Source organism: Rhodococcus sp. NPDC003318, assembly GCF_042879035.1.
Taxonomy (GTDB): Bacteria; Actinomycetota; Actinomycetes; order Mycobacteriales; family Mycobacteriaceae; genus Rhodococcus_G.
The window spans coordinates 515,969-542,920 of the sequence record NZ_JBIAOU010000001.1; the positions used below are offsets into that span (position 1 = coordinate 515,969).

Below are 26,952 nucleotides of genomic sequence, written 5' to 3' on the forward strand. Positions count from 1 at the left end.
CCGCACTCGACTGCGATACCCGACGACGGTTCGGTTGTGCTCGGAACAATCCCTTCGAGGGTAACCGGAAAACACCACCCCCGAGGACACTTCACGCACCTGCCGACAGGGCCCGGGCCAGCGCGGGTCCGACGATCGCCAGGGCCCGCGGTTCGATCATCTCGTTGTGCCCGCAGTCCACGGGTTGCTCGTCGATCCGCCCGGTCACGAGCGGGCGCCACTCGTTCGCCGACCGCACTCGCGTCGTGCCGTCCCCGCCGCCCGTGGCGGGGAAGACGAGCAGGTCCCCGTCGTACACCCGGGGGACGACATCGTGCGCGAGCCGCGTCGAGTTCTCGTATCCCGCGGCGATCCGTTCGAGGTCTCGCCCGCGCACTCCGGTCTCGAGCCCGAAGGACTCGTCGATCAGGTGCGCGGCCCGGTCGTAGGTCAGTTCGCCGTCCACGTCGGTGTCGAGACCCAGCCCGCGCAGGAGGTCCCGTACGTCGAGCCGGTGCGACGGCGAGGCCTCGCCGTCGTCCGGGTAGCTGTCCATGACGGCCAGGGTGGCGACCTCGTCACCGGCGCTCTGCAGTTCGACCGCCACGGCGTGCGCGATGACCCCACCGAGTGACCAACCGAGCAGGTGGTACGGGCCGGTGGGCGCGATGGTCCGGATCTCCTCGACGTAGCGGTGCGCGAGTTGTTCGATCGATCGGTACTCGCCGTCACCGCTGATCGTCGGCAACTGCAGACCGTACGCGGGCCGGTCCTGGGGTAGGTACCGCACCAGCCCGGCGTAACCCCAGGACAGTCCGATCCCCGGATGCACGCAGAACAGCGGCGGGCCGCTCCCCTCCGTGCGCAGCGGAATCACCACGGCCAGAAGCGCTTCCACACCGACACCCGGAACGGGGGTGTCGAGGCGACGGGCGAGGCCGGCCGGAGTCGGGTCGAGGAACAGCCAGTGCAGCGGGACCCGCCGGTCCAGCCTGGCCTGCAGCGCCGCGACGATCCGGGTGGCGACCAGGGAGGTCCCACCGAGGTCGAAGAAGCTGTCGGCGGTGCCCACCCGGTCCACCCCGAGCACCTCGACGAAGACGTCGACGACGACGCGCTCGGCCTCGGTGGCCGGGGCCCGGAACTCGGCAGCGGCGGATCCGAACTCCGGCGCAGGCAAGGCCTTCCGGTCCAGCTTGCCCACCGGCGTCATCGGAATCCGGTCGAGGACCGTCACCGCGGAGGGCACCATGTGCGCGGGCAGTCGCTCGGCCGCGTAGGTGCGCAGTTCCGAGGGCTCGACCTCCCGCCCGCTCGGCGTCCGCACGTACGAGGCGAGCACGGTGTGGCCGGACGGGCCGGTGTATCCCACGGTGGCGGCGAAATCGACCGCCGGATGGCGCGTGAGCACCGCGTCGATCTCCCCGAGTTCGATGCGGAAGCCACGAACCTTCACCTGGAAGTCGCTGCGCCCGATGTACGCGAGGGTGTGGTCGGCGGACCAGCGCACCACGTCGCCGGTGCGGTACATCCGGCCGCCCCGCTCACCGAAGGGGCAGGCGACGAAGCGCTCCGCGGTGAGCGCCGCCCGGTGGTGGTACCCGCGAGCCATGCCCGGCCCGGTGATGTACAACTCGCCGGGCACCCCGACCGGGACGGGCTGCAGTCGCTCGTCGAGGACGAGGAACCCGAATCCCAGTGCGGGCGCACCGATGTTGACCTCCTCGCCGGGACGTATGGGGTCGCTGACACTCGCCTGGACGGTGGTTTCCGTGGGGCCGTACCCGCTGTGCAGACTCCTGCCGGGCGCCCACTGCGCGGCCACATCCGGCGGGCACGCCTCACCCACCAGGTCGAGGACGCGAAGGGCGTCGAGGCCGTCGTCGCCCAGGGCCGCGAGCGCGGTCGGCGTGATGGTCGCGTGGGTGACCTGTTCGCGACGGAACAGATCCGCCAGGTCGCTGCCGCCGTAGACCGTGGGCGGGACGACGACGACCCGGGCCGACGCACTGAACGCCATCATCAGCTCGAAGACCGAGGCGTCGAAGCTCGGTGAGGCCAGTTGCGACACCCGGGACTCGTGGGTGACCTGGAAGCGCTCACGCGTTTCGGCGATGAAGTTGGCCAGGCCCCGGTGTGTGACGGTGACCCCCTTGGGCCGTCCGGTCGAGCCCGATGTGTAGATCAGGTAGGCCGGGTGCGCGAGGTGCAGCGGAGTCGTCCGATCGTCGTCGGTGACCGGCGCCGACGACACCCCTGCCACCCGGTCGGTGAAGTCCTCGTCGTCGAGCACCAGCCACGGCACCGTGTCGGGTAGGGCGCCGCGGTTGCCGCGGACGGTGAGCCCGAGTGCGGCTCGGCAATCGGTGAGCATGTAGTCGATGCGATCGCGCGGGTAGGCCGGGTCGACGGGCACGAATGCCGCGCCGGCCTTGGTCACCGACCAGATCGCCACCACGTCCTCGATCGATCGGGTCATTCCCAGAGCCACGAACGTCTCCGGTCCCGCCCCGCGGTCGCGCAGGACCCGGGCCAACCGGTTGGACCACTCGTCGAGCTCGCGGTAGCTGATCTGCCGGTCCTCGTAGGACACGGCCACCGCGTCCGGGTCCAGCGCGGCGGCGGCCCTCAACAGGTCGGGCCAGCGCTGCGGGCGCACCTCCGGCTTCCCGTGGGCGGGCACCATCGCGCGGCGCTCCGCCTCGTCGAGGAGGGGCAGGTCCCCGACCGGCCGGTCGGGGCTCGCGGTCACCGCGTCGAGGATCCGCACGAACCGGTCGGCGAACCGGCGGACGGTGTCGGCGTCGAAGAGGTCGGTGGCGTAGTCGACCGCGCCGGTCATCCCGGCCGGCGCACCGCCCGCGCCGAACTCCTCCGCCAGGATGAATTCGAGATCCATCTTGACCACGTCGACTTCGGGGTCGACCGCGCGGATCTCGAGTCCCGGCAACGACAGGACCGGGCGCTCGGTGTTCTGGAATTCCAGTGACACCTGGACGATCGGCGAGTACGCCGTCGAACGCGCCGGCCCGATCGCCTCCACCACCCGTTCGAAGGGCACCTCCGCGTGCGCGAAGGCACCCAGATCGACCTCACGGCAGTGCGCAGCCAGGGCGGTGAACGACGCGGCCGGATCCACCTGCGTGCGCAACGCCAGCGTGCCGACGAACATGCCGACCAGATCGTCGAGGACGGGCTCGTCCCGGCCGGCGATCGGGGTGCCGACGGCCACGTCGTGGGTACCACCGAGCCGAGCGATCAGCAGCGCCAGTGCAGCGTGGACGGTCATGAACTCGGTGCAGCCGAGCCTCCTCGACAGCTCCCTGACGCGTCCGTGGAGGTCCGCGTCGACCGAGAAGTGGATGCGCGCACCGCGGAACGTCTGCTGAGCGGGACGGTCCCGGTCGGTGGGGAGTTCCAGCAGATCCGGTGTTCCGTCCAGCGCGGTGGTCCAGTAGTCGAGTTGCGTGGAGAGCACCGACTCGGGATCGTCGGCCGAACCCAGCAGTTCCCGCTGCCACAGTGAGTAGTCGGCGTACTGCACCGGCAGCGGCGTCCACTCCGGAACGCCGCCGCGGACGCGGGCACGGTAGGCCGTCGTCACGTCACGCACCAGTGGCGCCATCGAGAACCCGTCCGCCGCGATGTGATGGACCACGACGGCGAGGACGAATTCGGTGTCGTACGTGAACAATCCGACCCGCAGCGGAATCCCCTCCGTGACATCGAAACCCGTCGAGACCAGCCGGGCCAGCTCCGACCACAGCCGGTGTTCGTCGCCGACCGGGACGGGGGTCAGGGTGGGCGCCACGTCCTGGGTGGGCAGGACCTGCTGAACCGGCCAGTCCCCGCGGACCGGGAAGACCGTGCGCAGCGACTCGTGCCGGGCGAGGACGTCGGCGAGCGCCGAGTTCAACGCTCGCACATCGAGTTCACCGGCGAGTCGCACCACGATCGGGATGTTGTATGCGGCCGAGGAGGTGTCGAACTGGTTGACGAACCACATCCGCTGCTGCGCGAACGACAGCGGAACGTCCTCGGGCCGGGCACGGGCCGCGAGCACCGGACGTCCGGACGAACGCGCACCGCCGGACCCGATCCGGGCGGCCGGCGACGCAGCTGCCTCGATGCGCGCGGCCAACGCCGCCACCGTGGGTGCCTCGAACAGGTCTCGCACCCCGCAGCCGGTGCCCAGTGCCGCCCGCAGTCGAGCCGTCACCCTGGTGGCGCTGAGCGAATTTCCGCCGATGTCGAAGAACCCGGCGTCTGCACCGACCCGGGCGAGGCCCAGCACGTCCGCGAAGACGTCCGCCACCGTTTCCTCGATCGGGCCGTCCGGTGCCCGGTACCGCCCGGTCCGGGAGAGGAGGTCGGGTGTCGGCAGTGCCGCGCGGTCGAGCTTGCCGACCGCCGTCAGGGGAATGTGGTCGAGCACCGTGATCGAGGCGGGCACCATGTGCGACGGCAGCCGGAGCTCCAGTCGCCGGGCGAGGGCGGCGGCGTCGAGGGACCGACCCGAGGTCGGTACCACGTAGGACGCGAGCATGGTGTCGCCACCCGCGCCGGGAACCGCGAGGGTGGCGGCGAATCCGACGTTCGGCTCCGACATCAGCGTGGCGTCGATCTCGCCGAGCTCGACGCGGAACCCGCGGATCTTGACCTGGAAGTCGCTGCGGCCCACGTACTCGATGCTGTGGTCCGCGGTCCACCGCACGATGTCCCCGGTCCGGTACATCCGCTCGCCGGAATGGAACGGGTCGGCGACGAACCGGGACGCCGTGAGCGCCGGTCTGCGGTGGTAGCCGCGGGCCAGGCCGGCGCCGGCGATGTACAGCTCGCCCGGCACCCCGACGGGAACCGGTTGCAGGCGGGTGTCCAGCACCAGTTCCGTCACGCCCCGGACCGGCCCGCCGATGGTGATCGGCGCCCCGACCACCATCGGATCGCTGATGTTGGACATGATCGTCGTCTCGGTCGGCCCGTAGGCGTTGCACAACCGGCGGCCGGGCGCCACCCAGCGGGCGACGAGTTCCGGTGGGCACGCCTCGCCGCCGAAGACCAGGTCGTTCAGGTGCTCCAGGCCGGTGGGGTCGATCGACGCCAACGCGGCGGTGGTCACGAACGCGTGGGTGACCTGCCGGTCCGCCAGGAACTGCGCGAGTTCCTCGCCGCCGAACACGGTGGGCGGCGCGATCACCATCGTCGCGCCTGCGCCGAAGGCCTGCAGGTACTCGAACACCGACCCGTCGAAACTCGGTGTGGAGAAGTGCAGCGTGCGGGACCGCGACGTCGCTCGGAAACGTCGGAGCTGGTCGAGCGCGAAGTTGTCCAGCCCCCGGTGGGTGACCACCACGCCCTTCGGCCGGCCCGTGGACCCCGATGTGTAGACGACGTACGCGGCGGTGTCGAGTGTGACCGGGCCGGTTCGATCGGCGTCGGTCACGGGTCGGGCGCTGCAGCGCGCGCACTCGGTCGCGAAGTCGGGATCGTCGAGGGCCAGCCAGCGCACCGAGTCCGGGAGGCGGCCGCGATGCTCGGTCGTGGTCACACCGATGGCGACTCCGGAGTCGAGGAGCATGCCCGTGATGCGCTCGTCGGGGTAGTTGGGGTCGACCGGCACGAACGCCGCTCCGGTCTTGGCCACCGCCCACACCGACAGCACCGATTCGAGGGACCGCGGAATCCCGACCGCCACGAAGGTCTCGGGTCCGACGCCCCGCGCGATCAGGGCGCGGGCGACGCGGGTGGCGTGCTCGTCCAGGTCGCCGTACCTCACCTCGCCGCCGTCGTAGGACACCGCGATCGCGTCCGCGTCGCGCGCGGCACCCTCGTCGAAGACCTGCGACAGGGTGCGGGTCGACCCACCCCGACCGCCGCGGACCGGGACGAGCTCGGCGCGCTCCCGGTCGGTCAGCACCGACACCGCAGCCAGCGGGCGGTCCGGACGCGTGCAGGCGTCGAGAACCCGCACCACTCGCTCGGCGACGGCGTCGACGGTGTCCCCGTCGAACACCTCGGGCAGGTACTCGAGTTTCAGGCGCAGGCGGTCGTCGACGGATGCGACCAGTGCGAGCGGGTAGTGCGCGGAGTCCCGTGCGTCCATGCCGGTCACCCGCATTCCGGCGATGTCGGTCTCGGTCGTGAGGCCGGCGCGGTCGACCGGATACGACTCGAACACGGTCAGCGTGTCGAATCCGACTGCCTGCCCCGCCTCGGTCTGGATCGCCTCGTGCAGAATCTCGGTGAGGCCCAGGTGGTGGTGATCCATCAACGTCGCCTGCTCGGCCTGAACCCGTTCGAGCAGTGCACCCAGGGTCTCGTCGGGACGCAGCCCGATTCGGACCGGCAGGGTGTTGATGAACAGTCCGATCATCGCCTCGATGCCGGCCAGTGCGGGTGGCCGTCCCGAGACGGTGGCCCCGAACACCACGTCGTCGCGGCCCGTCAGCGTGCCGAGCACGATTCCCCAGGACACCTGAACGAGGGTGTTGACGGTCACGCCGCGGGCACGCGCGACCTCGCACAGGAGGGCGGTGCGCTCCGCGTCGAGGTCGAACACCCACTCCCGCGCCGTGGTGGACAGCCGGCGGCCCCGCTCCGCAGCTGAATCCCCCGTCGCTCCGCTCCCTCCCGCCGCGAGCAACGTCGGTCCCTCGATCCCGGCGAGCGCCTTCGCCCACACCTGCCGGGAGCCGGGATCTCGCTGCCGAAGCCACGCCAGGTAGTCGCGGTACCCGCGCACGTGCGGCAGCGACGACGGGTCGGCGTCGGTGGCGTAGAGCGTCAGCAACTCCTTGACCAGCAGCGGCATGGACCATCCGTCGAGAAGGATGTGGTGGTTCGTCGACACCAGCCGGTATCGGTCGGGGGCGGTTGCGATCAGCATGAACCGGATGAGCGGGGCGCGGGTCATGTCGAACGGCAGGAGCCGGTCCTCGGCGAGTAGTCGCTCGACCTCGGACGCCGCGGCACGGTCCGGGGCGGCCGTCAGGTCGACCTCGCGCCAGGGCGCCGTCACCCGTTGCCTGACCACCTGGACCGCGTCGCCCTCGGTGTCGCGCAGGAAGGCGGTGCGCAGGTTGGCGTGTCGGTGCAGCAGGGCGTCGGCGGCGCGGCGCAGTCGCTGCGGATCCACCGCACCGACGAGGTCGAAGGTCACCTGGACCAGGTAGGCGTCGACGGACCGGTCGGCCAGCTCGGCGTGGAAGAGCATGCCGGACTGCAGGGGTGAGAGCGGCCACACCTCCGCCAGGTCCGGGCAGCGGGCTTCGAGTTCCGCGAGGGCGCCGGGTCGAAGGTCGACGAGATCGAAATCCGACGGCGTGTATCCACCGCCGCCCGACGCCACGTGCGCACCGAGGGCAGTCAGTGCCTGCACCCACAGCTGTGCGAGCTCGTCGACGTCCTCGCGGGCGAGGACACCCGGGGGGTGGGTCCACGTGGAGTGCAGCCGGGGGCCGGCGTCCGAGTCGACGACCATCGTGTTGATGTCGACGACGGCCGCGACCGGCATCGTCGCCTTCGCTGCTGCGCGCAGTCCGGGTTCGTCGACCGGCACCCACCCGTCCTCGGACTCCGCGGTGGTCCGGCCCACCCTGCCGAGGTAGTTGAAGCTGATCTGGGGCGTCGGCAGCGGCGACAGGGCCTGGGCCGTCTCGCCGTTCAGGTGTCGGAGCAGGCCGAAACCGATGCCGTGGTCGGGAACCGCGAGGAGCTGTTCCTTCACGGACTTGATCGCGTCGCCCGCGGACGGGCCGCCGGCGAACGCGTCGTCGAGGTCCACGCCGCTCAGGTCGAGTCGCACGGGGTGGATCGTGGTGAACCATCCGATCGTGCGGGCGAGATCGGCCCCGGGGATCACCTGCTCTTCACGGCCGTGCCCCTCGAGATTCACGAGGGCGTCGTGGCGGTCGATCGCCCGGCGCCGCCGCCATCGGATCAGCGCCATGGTCAAGGCGGTCAGCAATCCGTCCGTCACGCCGGTGTGGAAGGCCTGCGGCACGCTCGTCGACAGGGCCCGGGTCAACTCGACGGGAAGCCGCACCTCGATGTCCGTGGCCGTGACCTCAGTGTCCGAGTCGGTGACCGGTCGCGACCCCAGAGCCGGGTCGGGTCCGTCCAGGATCCGTTGCCACAGTGCGACTTCGGCGGTGCGCCAGGGGTCGCGTGCGGCGTCGGCGAGCGCGTGGGCCCACCGGCGCATCGAGGTCCCGGGCGACTGCGGCGACGGCGAGCCACCGGACTGCAGCTGCGCGCACGCCGTGGCGAGGTCGGGGATCAGGATCCGCCAGGACACCCCGTCCATCGCCAGGTGATGGACGACGACGAGCAACCGACTGCCGGGCGCGTCCGGATCCGTGCGCAGGCCCGGATCGAGCCACACCACCTGCATCGTCACGCCCGACTCCGGGTCGAGCCGGTCGAGCGCCGCGTCGAGTTCGTTCGCTGCGACCTCGGGGAACCCTGCACCGCGGGCGTCCACCGGGACCCGGCGCACCACCGCGTCGGCCCGCACCGACCCTGTCGGCCTCACCTCCATCGACCAGCCCACCTGGGTGCGGGGGTCGCGGTACAGGCGCGCCCGCAGAACGTCGTGCCGGTCGAGCAGGGCCTGCACGGCCCGCGTGAGGGTGTCCCGGTCCACCGTGGCGGGCATCGTGAACAGTGCGGACTGCGAGTAGCGGCGGAAATCGCCGCCACGGCCGAGCATCCACCGCACGATCGGCGTCAGCGGAATCTCACCCGCGCCCCCTCCGGGCAATTCGTCGAGGACCACCGCCTCGTCGGACGTTCCGGCCGCTTCGGCCAGTCCTGCAACGGTTTTGCGCTCGAACACGTCTCGCGGCGAGATGACAACCCCGGCCGCGGCGGCTCGGGTGACCAGCTGGATGGACATGATCGAATCCCCACCGAGGGTGAAGAACGAGTCGTCGACGCCCACCGAGTCGACGCCCAGGACCTCGGCGAACAGGTCCGCGAGGACGCGTTCCGTCTCGGTGGCCGGGCTCCGGCTCGCGGTCACCCGTCGACCGAAGTCGGGTTCGGGCAGCGCTGTCCGGTCGAGTTTGCCGTTCACCGTCAACGGCATCGCGTCGAGAACCACCACGGCCGCGGGCACCATGTGGGGCGCCAGCCTCGCGGCGGCGGCGCCCCGGACCTCGTCCGGGTCGAGCGAGACGCCGTGCTGCGGCACCACGTAGCCGACCAGGCGCTCCCCGGCCGCCTGCTTCTCCAGCACCGCCTTCTCCAGCACCGTCGCCGCCGACTGCGCCACCCCCGCACACGCGAGCAGTGCCGACTCCACCTCGCCGAGTTCGATCCGATAGCCCTTCAGCTGCACCTGGGAGTCGTTGCGGCCGAGGTACTCCAGCTGTCCGTTCCCGTTCCACCGGGCCAGATCACCGGACCGGTACATCCGCGACCCGGGGTCGAAGGGGTCGGCCACGAACCGCGCGGACGTCAGCGCGGACCGGCCGAGGTAGCCGCGTGAGACCTGGGCACCGGAGACGTACATCTCCCCGACCACGCCGGGCGGCACCGGATGCAGTCGTCCGTCGAGGACGCGGACCCGCAGCCCGGGCAGCCCCCGGCCGATCACCGACGCGGACTGCTCCTGCACCAGGCTCGGGTCGATCGGCAGGTGACTGACGTGCACGGTCGTTTCCGTGATGCCGTACATGTTGACCAGGACCGGGGCGTCGCCGGTTCGACGCGTGTACCAGCGCCGCAACTGACCGAACTCGAGGGCCTCCCCGCCGAAGATCACGTACCGCAGCGACAATTCGGGAGCACCGGCCAGGCGATCCGCCTCCGTCAACTGGTAGAAGGCCGTGGGGGTCTGATTGACGACGGTGACACGTTCGTCGCGCAGCAGTTCGAGGAACTGCTCGGGTGTGCGCGCCGTGTAGTGGTCCACCAGCACCAGTCGGCCGCCGCACGCGAGCGCACCCCACATCTCCCACACCGAGAAGTCGAACGCGGCGGAATGGAACATCGTCCACACGTCAGCAGCGCCGAATCCGAACAGCGCCCGGGCGTTGGCCAGCAGCGTGACGACGTTGCGATGCGTGACCGCCACTCCCTTCGGCCGTCCGGTGGAGCCGGAGGTGTAGATCACGTACGCCACCGAGTCCGGTCGCAGCGGACGGGGTCGGTCCGAGTCGGTGACGGGCGAGGGCGAGAACCGCTGCACCGCACCGCGGGTCTCGGGGTCGTCCACGACAACCACCGGGACACCGGCCGACCGGACCGTCCGGGCGGACGCGGTCGTGGTGAGCACACACCGCGGTCGAGCGTCGGCGAGCAGGAAGCTCACCCGCTCGGTCGGGGAGGCGACGTCCACCGGGAGGTAACCGGCGCCCGCCTTCACCACCGCCAGCAACGCCACGACGAGATCGATCGACGGCGTCATGCACACGGCGACCAGCGTTTCCGTCCCGGCGCCGCGTGTCGTCAGCAGTCTCGCCAGCCGGTTCGACCGGGTGTCGAGTTCCCGGTACGTGACCGACGAGCCGGCGCAGCGCACCGCGACCGCATCACCGTCGGATGCCACCGCCCGGTCGAACAGGTCCGCCAACGTCACCGGTGCGACCTCGACGCCCGGCCGGTTCGCGGAGTCGGTACCCGAGCCGTCGGCACCGCCGAGCAGGAAGTCGCGTTCCGTCGGGTGCAGAATGTCGATGTCTCCCACCGGCGTGGTCGGATCCGCGGTCACGGCCTCGAGCACGCGCACGAAGCGCCGGGCCAGATCCTCCACCCGCTCACGGTCGAAAACATCGGCGGCATAACGGAATTCGGCGCGGATCCCGCCGGGCGCACCGTCCTCGTCCGTCCGTTCCACCAGGCTCAGCTGCAGATCGAACTTCGCCACGTCCAGGTCGGCGTCGAGGGTCCGGACGGTCAGCCCGGGCAGTTCCAGGTTCTCGCGCGCGGCGCCGCGGAATTCGAGCACAACCTGGAACAGCGGCGTGTGCGAGGTGGACCGTTCGGGTGCGAGTTCGTCCACCAGCCGTTCGAAGGGCAGGTCCGCGTGCTCGAATGCGGCGAGATCCGCCGACCGCACCTCGGTGAGAATCTCGGCGAACGACGATCCCGCCGCCACCGGTGTGCGGAGCACCAGTGTGTTGACGAACATCCCCACCATGTCGTCGAGTGCGGAGTGGCCCCGGGCCGCGATCGGCGACCCCACCACCACGTCGTCCGTTCCGGTCACCCTTTTCAGCAGTACGGCCAGTGCCGCGTGCACCACCATGAACGGCGTCGAATCCCGCTGACGCGCCAGATCGGTCAGGGCGTGATGCGCGGCAGGTGCGATGTCGAAGCTGACGACGCCGCCGTGGAACGACCGCTGCACCGGCCGCGCCCGGTTCAGAGGCAGTGGCAGTGTCTCGGGGACGCCCGCCAGCGTCCTCGTCCAGTAGCCGAGCTGATTCGAGATCACCGACTCGGGCTGGTCGTCGGTGCCGAGGACCTCCCGCTGCCACAGGCTGTAGTCGGCGTACTGCACAGGCAGCGGCGCCCAGTGCGGCGCCCGCTGGTGCGCACGGGCGGTGTAGGCGAGCATCAGGTCCCGCGCGAGGGGTGTCATCGAGACACCGTCGGCCGCGATGTGGTGCACGACGACGGCGAGGACGTGCCGCTCGGGACCCAGTCTCAGCAGCCGCGCCCGGATCGGAAGTTCCTCGGCGACGTCGAAACCCGTGCCGAAGAAGGCGGTGAGCGAGTCGCGGAGCTCCCGGTCGGCGACCGGGAGCGCGGTGAGGTCTGCGGCGGGCGCCGAATCGACGATCACCTGCCGGGGGCCGTCGGCGGAGCCCGGGAAAACGGTGCGCAGCGACTCGTGCCGCTCGACGACGTCGGCGAGCGCCGCTCGCAGTGCCGCCGGGTCCAGCACTCCGTCCAACTGCAGAGCGACCGGGATGTTGTAGGCCGGCGACGAGGTGTCGAACTGGTTGACGAACCACATGCGCTGTTGCGCGAGCGAGAGGGGAATCCGATCGGGCCGCGGCCTCGCCGCGAGAACCGGGACGGCTGGGCTCGACGTCCCGGCCGCCTCGATCCGGGCGGCGAGCGCGGACACCACGGGTGCGTCGAACAGCGCCGCGACACCGACCTGTGTGTCCAGCGCGCCGGTGATACGTGCCACCGCTCGGGCGGCGGCGAGCGAGTCTCCGCCGAGGTCGACGAAGCTGTCGTCGGCACCGACGCGGTCGACACCGAGGACCTCTGCGAAAGCCGTGGCGATCGCCTGCTCCACCGGGGTGGTCGGGGCTCGATACGTGGCGGGCGCGAAGTGCGGTTCCGGAAGCTTCCTTCGGTCGAGTTTGCCATTCGCATTCAATGGCAGTTCCGGAAGCACCGTCACGGTGGCAGGCACCATGAACGCCGGAAGCGACGCCGCCGCGGTTGCGAGCACCGCCCGCTCATCGACGACCGCACCACTCACCGGCACCACATACCCGGCCAGGTACTCACCCGACGCCCCACCACCACGCAGCACCACCACCGCCTGCGCCACATCCCCCCGACGCACCAACACCGACTCGATCTCCCCCAACTCGACCCGCTGCCCCCGCACCTTCACCTGGAAATCGGTGCGCCCCAGATACTCCAACTCCCCACCCGGCAACCACCGAACCCGATCCCCCGTCCGATACAACCTCCCGACCCCGAACGGATCCGCCACGAACCGAGCCGCCGTCAAGTCGGCACGCCCCTGATACCCCCGCGCCAACTGCGCGCCCGCCAGATACAACTCCCCCGCCACCCCCACCGGCACCGGACGCAACCGCCCGTCCAGCACATACACCCGCGTGTTCCACACCGGCGCCCCGATCGGCACCGAAGTCACGTCCGCACAGGTGACCTCGTGGAACGTCACATCCACCGCCGCCTCCGTCGGCCCGTACAGATTGTGCAACCGCACCCGAGGAAGAACCTCCCGCACCCGCGACGCAGTGGCGGCAGGCAGAACCTCCCCCGACGCGAACACCGTCCGCAACGACCCAGCGTCCGCCACCGACGGCTCCGCCGCGAACACCGCCAACATCGACGGCACGAAATGCGCTGTCGTGACGCCCTCCTCGGCGATCACCTCCGCCAGGTACCGCGGATCGCGATGCCCCCCCGGCTCCGCCACCACCAACCGCGCACCGACAAGCAACGGCCAGAACAACTCCCACACCGACACATCGAACGTCACCGGCGTCTTCAACAACACCACATCATCCGCACCGAGCCCGTACTCGGCCTGCATCCACACCAGACGATTCACGATCGCCCCGTGCGAGACCGCCACCCCCTTCGGCACACCCGTCGACCCCGACGTGAACATCACGTACGCCGTGTTCGCGGGCGACAGCACACCACGCTCGGCCTCCGTCACCCGCCCAGCCGAATACCCCGACACGTCAACCCCATCCAGCACGACCACGGGCGTGTCCCCCGCGAAATCCAGGTCCCGACCATCGGCGACCAACACACACACCGGCCGCGCCGTGTCGAGGATGTGCCCGACCCGCTCCGCCGGCTGATCCGGGTCGATCGGCACATACGCCCCACCCGCGGCCTGCACCGCACAGACCGCCACCACCAGATCCACCGACCGCCGCATCGCCACCGCCACCAGCGACTCCGGACCCACCCCCACCGACATCAGACAGCGAGCAAGCCGATTCACCCGACCCGCGAACTCCCCGTACGTGACGGACACACCCCCGAACGACAGCGCCACCGAATCCGGAGTCCGCGCCACCTGCGCATCCATCAACGACACCAGAGTGCCCTCCGGCACAACATGACCCGTCGCATTCCACCCCTCGACCACCAGCTCACGCTCGACCCCGCCGAGCAGGTCGATGTCGCCGACCGGGGTGTCCACGTCGCCGGCGATGGTCTCGAGAATCCGGACCAGTCGACGGGCGAGAGCGGTGACCGTGTCCCGGTCGAACGCCCCCGGCTGATAGCGCAGGCTCAGCCGTAGACGGGGTTCGAGGATCGACAACACGGCGATCGGATAGTGGGTGGCGTCCCGGGAATCGAGACCGGTCACCCGCATCCCCCCGAGGTCGGTGTCCGCGTCCAGCCCGGACGTGTCGACGGGATACGACTCGAACACCGACAGGGTGTCGAACAACGTGCCCAGGCCCGTCCGGGACTGGATCTCGCCGAGTCCGATGTGATGGTGGTCGAGCAGGGCCGCCTGCTGCGCCTGCAGTCGGGCGAGCAGGGCCGCGATCGTCTCGTCCGGATCGACCCGCAGGCGCACGGGCAGGGTGTTCACGAAAAGTCCCGGCATCTCCTCGACACCGGGCAGCTGCGGGGGTCGACCCGACACGGTGGCACCGAAGACGACGTCGTCGCGGGAGAGCACGCGGGACAACAGCACCCCCCATGCCGCCTGCACCACCGTGTTCATGGTGACCCCGACCCGTCCGACCACCGTGGCGAGCCCGTCGAGCACCGCGCCGGGCAGCGCGATGTCGACCTCGCCGGGCACACCGTGGCGCGCCCGCGCCGCATGCGGCGCCAGCAGCGACGGCTCGTCGAGGCCCTCCAGTGCCTGCTGCCAGGCCCGGGCGGACGCGTCGGCGTCGCGGCGCGCCACCCATTCCAGATAGGTGCGGTACGACGGCGGCTCCCCGGTGTCGGCGGCACACCCTGCCAGCAGCTCCCGCACCAGCAGCGGCATCGACCAGCCGTCCAGAACGATGTGGTGATTCGTCACGGCCAGCACGAAGCGCGTCGGGCCGGTTCGAATCAGCGTCAACCGCAGCAGCGGCGGCGCGTCGAGGTCGAAGGGGGCGACGCGGTCCTCGTCGAGCAGGCGCGTGAGTTCCGTGTCGACCGCCGCCCCGGACCCGGTCAGATCCACCTCCCTCCAGGGCAGCTCCACCGCGTCGAGCACCAGCTGCGCCGGCACGCCGTCGTCGTCGTGAACGAACGCGGTCCGCAGGTTCGCGTGCCGGGCCAGCAGTCGGGCCGCGGCGGCGCGCAACCGTCCGGCATCGACAGCGCCCTCGAGATCGATCCGCAGCTGCGCCGTGTACACGTCCACCGCTTCCGCGGCCATGCACGCATGGAACAGCAGGCCCGACTGCAGCGGAGACAGCGACCACACGTCGACCAGCCCCGGGAACCGACTCTCCCAGCGCTCGATCTGCCGTTGGCTCACCTGGACGAGAGGAAGGTCGGACGGTGTCAGCCCGCCGGCGTCCGGTCGCAGTGCGTGCGCGGCGAGTCCGGACAGTGCGCGGAGCCACAGATCCGCGAACTCCGCGACCTCGGCGGTGTGGAGCACCCCCGTCGCGAAGGCGAACGACGCCCGCAGGCGGGGACCCTCGGGGCTGTCGTCGACGACGGCGTTGATGTCGATCGCGGACGCCACCGGCAGGTCGGGATCCCGGGTTCCGCCGAGCTCGTCGTTCGTCACGGGCAGCCAGTCCTGCGGCCCGGCTGTGGTGGCCACCCTGCCCAGATAGTTGAAGCTGATCTGCGGAACACCGAATCCGCTCAGCGCGGCCGACGTCTCGCTGTCGAGGTAGCGGAGCATTCCGAAGCCGATCCCGTGATCCGGGATCGCGAGCAGCTGTTCCTTGACGGCCTTGACCGCCTGCCCCGCCGCGCGACCGCCTGCCATGGCGTCGTCGACGTCGACGCCGGTGAGATCCACGCGCGCCGGGTACAGGGTGGTGAACCAGCCCACGGTGCGGGACAGATCCGCGCCGGCAACGGTGTGCTCCTCGCGGCCGTGCCCCTCGATGGTCATCAGGGTGTCCGGCGCCGAGACCCCCCGCTGCCGTCGCCAGGCGACCGTGGCCAGTGCCACCGCGGCGAGCAGCCCGTCGCCCACGGTTCCGCGAAATGCTGCGGGAAGTGTGCTGAGCAGGGTGTCGGTCACACGCGACGGCACGTCGACGGTGACGGTCCGGGTGGTGGAGTCCACGTCGATCGTGGGATCCAGTGGGCGCGAACCGATCAGCGGATCGGGGCCGTCGAGGATGCGCTGCCACAGTTCGAGTTCACCGGGCCGGTGACGCGCGGCATCACCCAGACCGTGCGACCAGCGTCGCATCGACGTTCCGACCTCGGGCAGCGCGGGACTCCGGCCGGCCTGGAGCCGGGTGCACGCCGACGCGAGATCCGCGACGAGAATGCGCCACGAGACGGCGTCGACCACGAGGTGGTGGACCACGACGAGCAGTCGCCCGGCTCCGTTCGCGACGTCGAACCAGATCACCCGCACCATGTCGGCAGCGGCGGGGTCCAGCCGGCCGGCCGCGTCGTCGAGTTCCGTGGCGGCCAGCGCGGTGAAGTCGTCACCGTCCACCGTGTCGGTCGGCACCCGACGGACCTGCCGCTCCGCCTGGACCGAGCCGGGTGGCACCACGTCCATCCGCCACTGCCCGCCGCGTTCGGCGAACAGACGGGCCCGGAGCATGTCGTGCCGGTCCAGTACCGCCCCGACGGCGTCGACGAGGATCTCGTGGGTCAGACCGGCGGGTGCGGCAAGCAGCAACGCCTGGGTGAACCTGTCGAACCGGCCGCCGTTGCGGCCCAGCATCCATCGCACGACCGGTGTCAGCGGCAGCGGGCCGACGCCACCGCCCGGCAACTCGTCGAGCACCGTGGTGTCGACGTCGTCGGAGCGCGCCACCTCGGCGAGAGCGGCGACGGTTCTGCGCTCGAACACGTCTCGGGGAGTGAAGATCACACCGGCGGCCCGGGCGCGGGCCACCAGCTGTATCGACATGATGCTGTCGCCGCCCAGGGCGAAGAACGAGTCGTCGACACCGACGGTGTCGATCCCGAGCACCTCCTCGAACAGTCCTGTGAGAAGTTTCTCGGTCTCGGTTCGCGGTGGCCTGCTCGTCGCCCCCGCGGCCGCGAAGTCGGGCGCCGGTAGCGCCGTGCGGTCGAGCTTCCCGTGGACGGTCAGGGGCAGCGATTCGAGTGTCAACAGCGCTGCCGGGACCATGTAGGGCGCCAACCGGTGACCGACGAATTCGAGGACGTCTCGCGGATCGATCGTCTTCCCCCGTTCGGGCACGAGGTAACCGATCAACCGGTCCCTGCCGTCGGCGCTCCGCACGTCCACCACTGCCCGAGCCACGTCGTCGTGAGCGAGCAGTGCCGACTCGACCTCGCCGAGCTCGATGCGGAAGCCGCGCACCTTCACCTGGGAATCGGTGCGCCCGAGGTACTCCAGCCTGCCGTCGTCCGTCCAGCGCGCGCGATCGCCGGTGCGGTACATCCGGCTCCCCGCCGGACCGAAGGGATCGGCGACGAACCGTTCGGCTGTCAGCGGGAACCGGCGGTGGTAGCCGCGGGCGAGGGCGGGACCTGCGAGATACAACTCGCCCGCGACACCGGCCGGCACCGGGTGCAGTCGCGAGTCCAGGACGACCTCCGCGAAACCGCGTGCGGGCGTGCCGATGGTGACCGGAGCCCCAGGCGCCAGGGCGGTGCTGACACTCGACACGACCGTCGCCTCGGTCGGCCCGTACGCGTTGAACAGTCGCCGGCCGGATCCGGGGGGACCCGGGACAGTCGGCGCGCCCCACCGTGCGACGAGTTCGGGGGGACAGGCCTCCCCTCCCGTCACCACACACCGGAGTCCGGTCAGGCCTGCGGGATCGACCGACGCCAGTGCCGCCGGAGTGACGAAGCAGTGGGTGATCCGTTCGGCCGCCAGCAGCTGCGCCAAGTCGGCGCCGCCGTACACGGTGGGCGGTGCGATCACCATGGTGGCCGCCGCGCCGATCGCCATCAGCAGCTCGAGAACGGAAGCGTCGAAGCTCGGTGACGCGAGGTGCAGCGTCCGGGATTCGGTTGTCGTGCCGAAGGTCTCGAGTTCCTGCGCCGCGAAGTTCGACAGCCCGCGATGCGTGACGACGACACCCTTGGGTGCGCCGGTCGATCCCGACGTGTAGATCAGGTAGGCCGGGTTGTCGACGCGCAGGGGCGAGCACCGTTCGTCGTCGCTGACCGGCGAGGCCGGGTAGCCCGACAGTTCGTCGTCGAGTTCCGACAGAACCAGCCACGGCACCACGTCGGGAAGTGCACCGCGGTGCTCCGTGGTCGTCACTCCCCGGACGGCACCGGAGTCGGTGAGCATGTGTTCGATCCGGGCAGGCGGGTGACCGGGGTCCACGGGGAGGAAGGCGGCCCCCGACTTGGCCACCGCCCAGACCGCCAGAACGGATTCGACGGACCGTCGCACACACAGTGCGACCACGGTTTCCGGGCCCACGCCGCGCTCGATCAGCATGCGGGCCAACCGGTTCGAGCGTCTGTCGAGGTCTCCGTAGCTCACCTCGTGCCCGTCCGCGACCAACGCGACGGCGTCCGGATCGTTCGCCGCTGCCGCCATCAGGTCCGGCAGTGTCCGCGCCGCCGTCGCGGCCTCGCCCCGCGCCGGGGCCAGTTCGACACGCTCGCGGGCGTCGAGGATGTCGAGGTCGCCCACCCGGGCGGTGGGGTCGGCGACGACCGTCCCGAGAATGCGCTGCAATCGCTTCGCGAACCCGGTCACGGTGCCGGTGTCGAAGATGTCGGTGGCGTAGCCGAGTTCCGCGGTGATGCCGGCCGGGTTGCCTTCCGGGTCCACATTCTCGGACAGGGTCAGCTGGAGGTCGAAGTTGGTGGTGTCGATCGGAACGTCCATGCGTGTGACCCGCAGGTCGGGCAGTTCCAGCGCGGGGCGGTCGATGTCCCGGAACTCCACCATCACCTGGAACAGGGGTGAATGCGCGGTGGACCGGGAAGTGCCGTGGACCTCCACCACCCGTTCGAACGGGACGTCCGCGTGGGTGAAGGCACCCAGATCGGTTTCCCGCACACCGTCGAGCATCTCGGCGAACGTGGCGCCGCCGTCGACGTGGGTGCGCAGCACCAGCGTGTTGACGAACATACCCACCAGGTTGTCGAGCTCCCGCGGGCCGCGGCCGGCGATCGGTGTCCCGACCGCGATGTCGTCCGTGTCACCGAGCCGTGCCAGCAGGATCGCGAGGACGGTGTGCAGGGTCATGAAGACCGTTGCATCGTGTTCCTGCGAGAGCGCAACCACCGCGGCATGAGTCTCCGGACCGATCGCGAACTCGACACGGCCGCCACGAGGCGACCGGACCGCGGGGCGGGGGCGGTCGGTCGGCAACTCCAGCACCTCGGGCAGGCCGGACAGCGTCGCGGTCCAGTAGCCGAGCTGTCTCGACACCGGCGACCTCTCGTCGGCTTCCGAGCCCAGCCACTCGCGCTGCCACAGCGCGTAGTCGGCGTACTGCACCGCGAGCGGGGCCCAGCCCGGCGCCGACCCCCGCGCCCGCGCCGCGTAGGCGTCCACGACGTCCCGGGCCAGCGGAGCCAAGGAGAATCCGTCGGCCGCGATGTGGTGCATCACCACCGCGAGCACGTGCACGTCCTCGTCGAGGCGGAGGAGGCGTCCGCGCACCGGGACCTGTGTCGTGACGTCGAATCCCGCGGACAGCACACGGAGTGCGTACGCGCGGAGCTCGGCTTCCCCCGGCATGCCGATCGGGTCCAGATCGGGCACCGCCTCCGTCGCGGGCAGGACCACCTGGCGTGGGCCGTCGTCGCTGAGTGGGAACACGGTGCGCAGGATCTCGTGCCGTTCGATCACGTCGGCCACCGCAGCCCGGAGGGCGTCCACGTCGAGTCGCCCCTCGAGTCTCAACGCGAACGCGACGTTGTAGGCCGGCGACGAGGTGTCGAACTGGTTGACGAACCACAGGCGTTGCTGGGCCGGTGACACCGGGACCGCGGAGGTTCCCGTCCTCGGCTGCAGCGGCGGACGGGCATCCCGCACTTCCCGCGCGTCCACCAACGCGGCCAACCCCGCCACGGTCGGAGCGTCGAACACGTCACGGACACCGATCCGGTCCCCGACAGCGGCCTTCCCGGGGTCACCGCGAGCGGTGGCAGCGTTCACGCGCGCCACCAGGCGAGCCGCGATCAGGGAATTTCCGCCGAGTGCGAAGAAATTGTCGTGCACGCCCACCCGCGCGGCACCGAGCAGGTCGGCGGCGAGCGCGGCCACGATCTCCTCGACGGGACCGCGGGGAGCGACGAATCCGGACGATGCGGCCGCGAGGTCCGGTTCCGGCAACGCCGTCCGATCCAGCTTCCCGTTCACCGTCACCGGCAACTCACCCAGCACCACCACCACCGACGGCACCAGGAATCCCGGCAACCGCTCCGCAACCCACTCCCGCACCCGACGCCCGTCCACCACCACACCCGCCACCGGCACCACATACCCGGCCAGGTACTCACCCGACGCCCCACCACCACGCAGCACCACCACCGCCTGCGCCACATCCCCCCGACGCACCAACACCGACTCGATCTCCCCCAACTCGACCCGCTGCCCCCGCACCTTCACCTGGAAATCGGTGCGCCCCAGATACTCCAACTCCCCACCCGGCAACCACCGAACCCGATCCCCCGTCCGATACAACCTCCCGACCCCGAACGGATCCGCCACGAACCGAGCCGCCGTCAAGTCGGCACGCCCCTGATACCCCCGCGCCAACTGCGCGCCCGCCAGATACAACTCCCCCGCCACCCCCACCGGCACCGGACGCAACCGCCCGTCCAGCACATACACCCGCGTGTTCCACACCGGCGCCCCGATCGGCACCGAAGTCACGTCCGCACAGGTGACCTCGTGGAACGTCACATCCACCGCCGCCTCCGTCGGCCCGTACAGATTGTGCAACCGCACCCGAGGAAGAACCTCCCGCACCCGCGACGCAGTGGCGGCAGGCAGAACCTCCCCCGACGCGAACACCGTCCGCAACGACCCAGCGTCCGCCACCGACGGCTCCGCCGCGAACACCGCCAACATCGACGGCACGAAATGCGCTGTCGTGACGCCCTCCTCGGCGATCACCTCCGCCAGGTACCGCGGATCGCGATGCCCCCCCGGCTCCGCCACCACCAACCGCGCACCGACAAGCAACGGCCAGAACAACTCCCACACCGACACATCGAACGTCACCGGCGTCTTCAACAACACCACATCATCCGCACCGAGCCCGTACTCGGCCTGCATCCACACCAGACGATTCACGATCGCCCCGTGCGAGACCGCCACCCCCTTCGGCACACCCGTCGACCCCGACGTGAACATCACGTACGCCGTGTTCGCGGGCGACAGCACACCACGCTCGGCCTCCGTCACCCGCCCAGCCGAATACCCCGACACGTCAACCCCATCCAGCACGACCACGGGCGTGTCCCCCGCGAAATCCAGGTCCCGACCATCGGCGACCAACACACACACCGGCCGCGCCGTGTCGAGGATGTGCCCGACCCGCTCCGCCGGCTGATCCGGGTCGATCGGCACATACGCCCCACCCGCGGCCTGCACCGCACAGACCGCCACCACCAGATCCACCGACCGCCGCATCGCCACCGCCACCAGCGACTCCGGACCCACCCCCACCGACATCAGACAGCGAGCAAGCCGATTCACCCGACCCGCGAACTCCCCGTACGTGACGGACACACCCCCGAACGACAGCGCCACCGAATCCGGAGTCCGCGCCACCTGCGCATCCATCAACGACACCAGAGTGCCCTCCGGCACAACATGACCCGTCGCATTCCACCCCTCGACCACCAGCTCACGCTCGACCCCGCCGAGCAGGTCGATGTCGCCGACCGGCACCTCCGGGTCCGCCACGACAGCGTCGAGAATCCGGACGAACCGCTCCGCGAACGCCGCGACGGTCGCCCGATCGAACACGTCCGATGCGAAGGTGAAGACCGCCGAGATGCCCTGCTCTCCCCCCGTCCGCCCGTGGTCCTCGGCGAGCGTCAGTTGCAGATCGAACTTGGACACACCCGTTTCGACATCGACGGTCTCCACCGTCAGTCCCGGCATCTCCAGTTCGGCGCCCGCCGTGTGCCCGAACTCCACCATGACTTGGAAGAGCGGCGAATACGCGGCCGAGCGATCCGGGACGAGAGCGTCCACCACATTCTCGAAGGGCACCTCGGCACGACCGAACGCCGCCAGATCCGCGTCCCGAGTGAGGGCGAGCACCTCGGCGAACGTCGCGGTGGGTTCCACGGCCGTGCGCAGAACGAGCGTGTTGACGAACATCCCGACGAGATCGTCGAGTGACTCCTCACCTCGCCCCGCGATCGGTGTTCCGACCGCGATGTCCGCGGATCCGCTCAGCCGCGCCGACAACACCGCCAGCGCCGCGTGCATCACCATGAACATCGTGGCGCCGCCCCGACGCGCGAGCAGGACGAGTTCGCGATGCACGTGCGCCGACACCGAGAATCGCACGGTGTCCCCGCGCAACGACCTGTCCGCCGGCCTCGGCCGATCCAGTGGCAGGTCGATCGCCTGCGGCAGGCCGGCCAGCACCTGCTTCCAGTGGTCCAACTGCGTGGACACGAGGCTGTCGGGATCCCGGTCGCTGCCGAGGACCTCCCGCTGCCACAGGCTGTAGTCGGCGTACTGCACCGGCAGCGGGAGCAGGTTCGGTGCCTGCCCGTGGACCCGTGCGTCGTAGGCGGCCGTCAGGTCACGGGCGAGCGGAGCCAGTGACGCTCCGTCCGCCGAGATGTGGTGCACCACCAGCACCAGAACGTGCACGTCGGGGGCGGTCCGGAACAGGGCACCACGGAGGGGCACCTCGGCGCTCACGTCGAACCCCCGAGTGGCCAGGTCGGCGATCGCTGCGCGCAGTGCCTCCTCGTCGCCGACGAATCTCGGTGTCAGATCCGGAACCACCGACCCCGGCGCCACGATCACCTGATGCGGTCCGTCCGCCGACGCCGGGTACACGGTGCGGAGCGATTCGTGTCGTTCGACGAGATCCGCCACCGCTGCGCGGAGCGCCTCCACGCGGAGGGTTCCGGACAGGCGTACCGCCATCGGAATGTTGTATGCCGGCGACGAGGTGTCCAGTTGATCGACGATCCACATGCGTTGCTGCGCAGGCGACAGCGGAATTCGGTCCGGACGCTCCTGCGCCACCAGCCTCGGGCGGTCGCGGTGCCTCGGGTCCGCGCGGTCGATCCGCCGCGCCAGGGCTTCCACCGTCGGCGCCTCGAACAGGGTCCGTACATCGAGATCCGCGTCCACCGCGGCGTTAACCCGCGCGACCACCCTGGTCGCGACCAGCGAATTTCCTCCGAGATCGACGAAGTTGTCGTCGAGCCCGACGCGCTGCGCGCTCAGGACATCCGCGAACACCCGCGCAACCGCCTGCTCCACCGGATCCGTCGGAGCACGGTACGCGGGCGCCGTGGACAGGAAGTCCGGTGCGGGCAGCGCCGCACGGTCGAGTTTGCCCGCCGGTGTCAGCGGCATCGCGTCCAGCACCACGACGGCGGAGGGAACCATGTACGCGGGCAACAGCTTTCCGGCATGGTCCGACAACTCGGCGGGCGCGATCGGTGGCCCGGTTGTCGGGAGTACGTACGACACGAGCACCGTCTCACCGGACGGCGCCGTGCGCGGCGTCGTCACGGCCGTCCGCACGCGGGGATGGGTCTGCAGGACCGTGTCGATCTCACCCGGCTCGACACGGAAGCCGCGCAGCTTCACCTGGAAGTCGCTGCGGCCCAGGTACTCGAGCGTGCGATCGGTCCGCCACCGCACCACGTCACCTGTTCGGTACATCCGGTCGCCGGGTTCACCGTACGGATCGGCCACGAACCGTTCGGCCGTCAACGCGGGTTTGCCGTGATAGCCGCGCGCGAGGGCGTCGCCCGCAAGGTACAGCTCCCCGGCGACGCCGATCGGTACCGGATTCAATCGCGCGTCGAGGACGACCTCCCGGACACCGCGCAGGGGCCCGCCGACGGTGACGGCTCCCCCCGGTGACATCGGTGCACTGATGTTCGACGCGACGGTGGCCTCGGTCGGCCCGTACGCATTGAGCAACCTCCGGCCCCCTTCTCGGGAACTCGGGACCGTCGGTGGTGCGGCCCACCGCTGTACCAGTGCAGGCGGGCACGCCTCACCGCCGCACATCACGCTCCGAAGGTCGCCGAGCCCGTCCGGCTCGATCGTCCCGAGCGCCGCGGTCGTGACGAATCCGTGGGTGACCCGCTGCGACTCGAGCAGCCGGGACAGCTCCTGCCCGCCGTAGATCGTGGGCGCGGCGATCACCATGGTGGCTCCGGCACCGAATGCCTGCAGGTACTCGAGGACGGACGCGTCGAAACTCGGCGTCGACAGGTGCAGCGTCCGTGACTCGCTCGTCACGCCGAGTCGGGAACGTTGCTCGGCGGCAAGGCTGTCCAGGCCACGATGGGTGACCGAGACTCCCTTGGGCAGGCCGGTGGACCCGGAGGTGTAGATCAGGTAGGCCGGATTCTCGATGCGAAGCGGCCGGGCCCGCTCGGCGTCGGTGACGTCGGACACCGGCTGCGCCCTGCACCCGGCCCGGAACTCGTCGTCGTCGAGCACCAGCCACGGTGTCGAGTCCGGCAGCCGGGAACGCTCGGCCGACACCGTCACACCCACCGCTGCCCCGGAGTCGCTGAGCATGTGCGCTGTTCGCTCGGGCGGATAGTTGGGGTCGACAGGCACGAATGCCGCGCCCGACTTGGTCACCGCGAGCATCGCCAGGACCGACTCGACCGACCGGGTCAGGGCCAGCGCCACGCGGTCCTCCGGCCCGATGCCGCGTCCGGCCAGGACGCGCGCCAGCTGGTTCGAGCGTTCGTCCAGTTCTCGATACGTCACCTCGACATCGCGATAGACGAGCGCGATGCCTGCGGGATGTGCGCGCGCCGCCGCGGCGAACAGTTCGGGCAGCAGGCGTTGCGGGCGGCCCGGTGCGCCACGGACCGGGACCAGGTCGGCGCGTTCGGACTCGGAGAGAATGTCGATCCCGCCGACGTCGATTCCCGGGTCGATGCCGACGGTCTCGAGGATTCGACGCAGCCGCACACCGAGCCGCATCACCGTTGCGGGGTCGAACAGATCGGTGGCGAACCCGAAGGTTGCCGTGATCCCGGCCGGGGCGCCGTCGGCGTCGACGGTCTCCGCCGCGGTCAGCCGGAGGTCGAATCGGCCGATCCCGGGGAGCGCCTGCGGCGTGGTCCCCGGGGCCTGCGTCCCGTCGCGGCACTCGAACAGCACCTGGACGATCGGCGCGAACGCGGTGGACTCGCGGACTCCGAGCGCCGGCGGCACCTGCTCGAACGGAACGTCGGAGTGCTCGAACGCCTCCTCGTCGACGTCGCGAACGTGGCCGAGGAGATCGGTGAAGGACATGCCCGGTTCGATGCGGCTGCGCAGCACCACGACGTTCGGGACCGCGTTCGCCGTGACCGGCGTTCCGACCGCCACATCCGAGCCACCGCCCAGACGCATCAGCAGAACGGCGAAGGCCGCGTGCAGCACTGCGAAGGTCGTCGTGTCGTGTTCGCGTGCCAGCGCGACCACGCTGCGATGGACGCCCGCACCGATCGGGAGTTCGACGCGCTCGGCCCGCAGCGACTGCACTGCCGGTCGCCCCCGATCGGACGGCAGGGTCAGCAGTTCGGGCAGCCCCGCGAGGCGGTCCTTCCAGTGGTCGAGCTGCCGCGCCCGGAACCGGAGCCGCGCGCCTTCGCGGGCGCTCACCTCGTGAACCGTCGCGAGCGTGGCATCCGGGTCCGCGGCGATGAACTCGTCGAGCAGTTCGACGAACCGCTCGTGGTGCCTCCGCAACGCCCCGTCGCGGTACCGATTCGGGTTCGCCCGGAAATCGACGACCAGTCCCGCTCCGGGGCCGGTCGGGTACACGTTGACCAGGAGATCGTCCACCGGACCGGACGTGAGGATGCGGAGTTCGCCTGTCAGGGAGCCCAGTTGGATCTCCTGGCGGAAGCGCATGACGTTGACCATCGGTCCGGACAGCGCGGCGGCACCGTCCGCGCCCATCGTGCGGCGGATGTCGTCGAGTCCGCACCGCTGGTGCCGCAACGCTCCCACCAGCTCGCGCTGGACCCGCTCGACGAGTTCCTCGACCGTGTCCCTCTCGTCGACCGAGATCGACAGCGGCGCGACGGTGACCATCATGCCGCCGGACGCACGCAGCACCGACGTCGTCCGGCCGGACATCGGAACCTGCACGAGCACCGGTGTTTTCGCGGTCTCCCGGGACAGGTAGCACGCGAACGCGGCGATGATCGTGGCGGCGGCGGCCGCGGTGGTCCGCGTGTCGGAAGCCTCGAGTCGGGCGACCACCGACTCCGACAACGAGGCACTTTCGAGCATGCTCACGGCCTCCGGGGGCACCTGCTCGGGCTCGTCGGCCAGTGTCGATCCCTCGACCGTCCCGACCCGCGCCGCCCAGTACTCCCGATCCGTCCCGAATCGATCGGAGGATCGGTAGCGTGCGTCGAGGTCGCACAGGTCACGCAGGGGTGCAGCCCGACTCGGCTCCGGTTCGCGGCCGGCCACCGCGGCCGAGTAGCGATGCGCGATCCGGTTGACGATCGTCATGGCGCCGTATCCGTCGAGCGCGACGTGGTGGATGCGGGTGTACCACAGGTGTCGCGACTCTCCCACGCGCAGGATCGAGGCCTCGACGAGGCGATCCGCGCCGAGATCGAGGGGGGTCCGGTAATCCCGGTGCATCCACTCGTGCGCCGCGGCGACCGGGTCGTCCGTGTCCCGGAAGTCGACGACGGTGAGGGGAACGTCGGTCGAGTGATCCACGTACTGCATGGGCCGGCCGTCGACCTCGACGACCCTGACCAGTGGCGACTCGAACTCCCGCGCGACGGCCACGGTTTCGCGTCGCAGCAGGTCGGCGTCGAGATCGCCGTGCAACTCCACGTACTGCGCTATCGAAATCGGCACGCCGGGCCGGAGTTGCTGCGCGAACCAGGTCGCGCGCTGCGCTGCGGACAGCGGGAAGAGCGCCGCGTCCGCATCCCCGACCGCAGGCCGCCGGGTGTCGCCGTCGACGCGTTTCACGGAGGTTCCTTCGC

The 26,952-nt window shown here is 70.5% G+C and carries 1 protein-coding gene; it reads right to left on the reverse strand.

Annotation, left to right across the window (positions count from 1 at the left end; genetic code table 11):
* Positions 1-91: 91 nt before the first annotated feature.
* The gene (locus tag ACFYVR_RS02340; protein WP_387469180.1) at positions 92-26,938 is read right to left on the reverse strand and encodes a non-ribosomal peptide synthase/polyketide synthase; all 26,847 of its coding nucleotides are present in this window, start codon (positions 26,936-26,938) and stop codon (positions 92-94) included.
* Between the last annotated feature and the right edge of the window lie 14 nt (positions 26,939-26,952).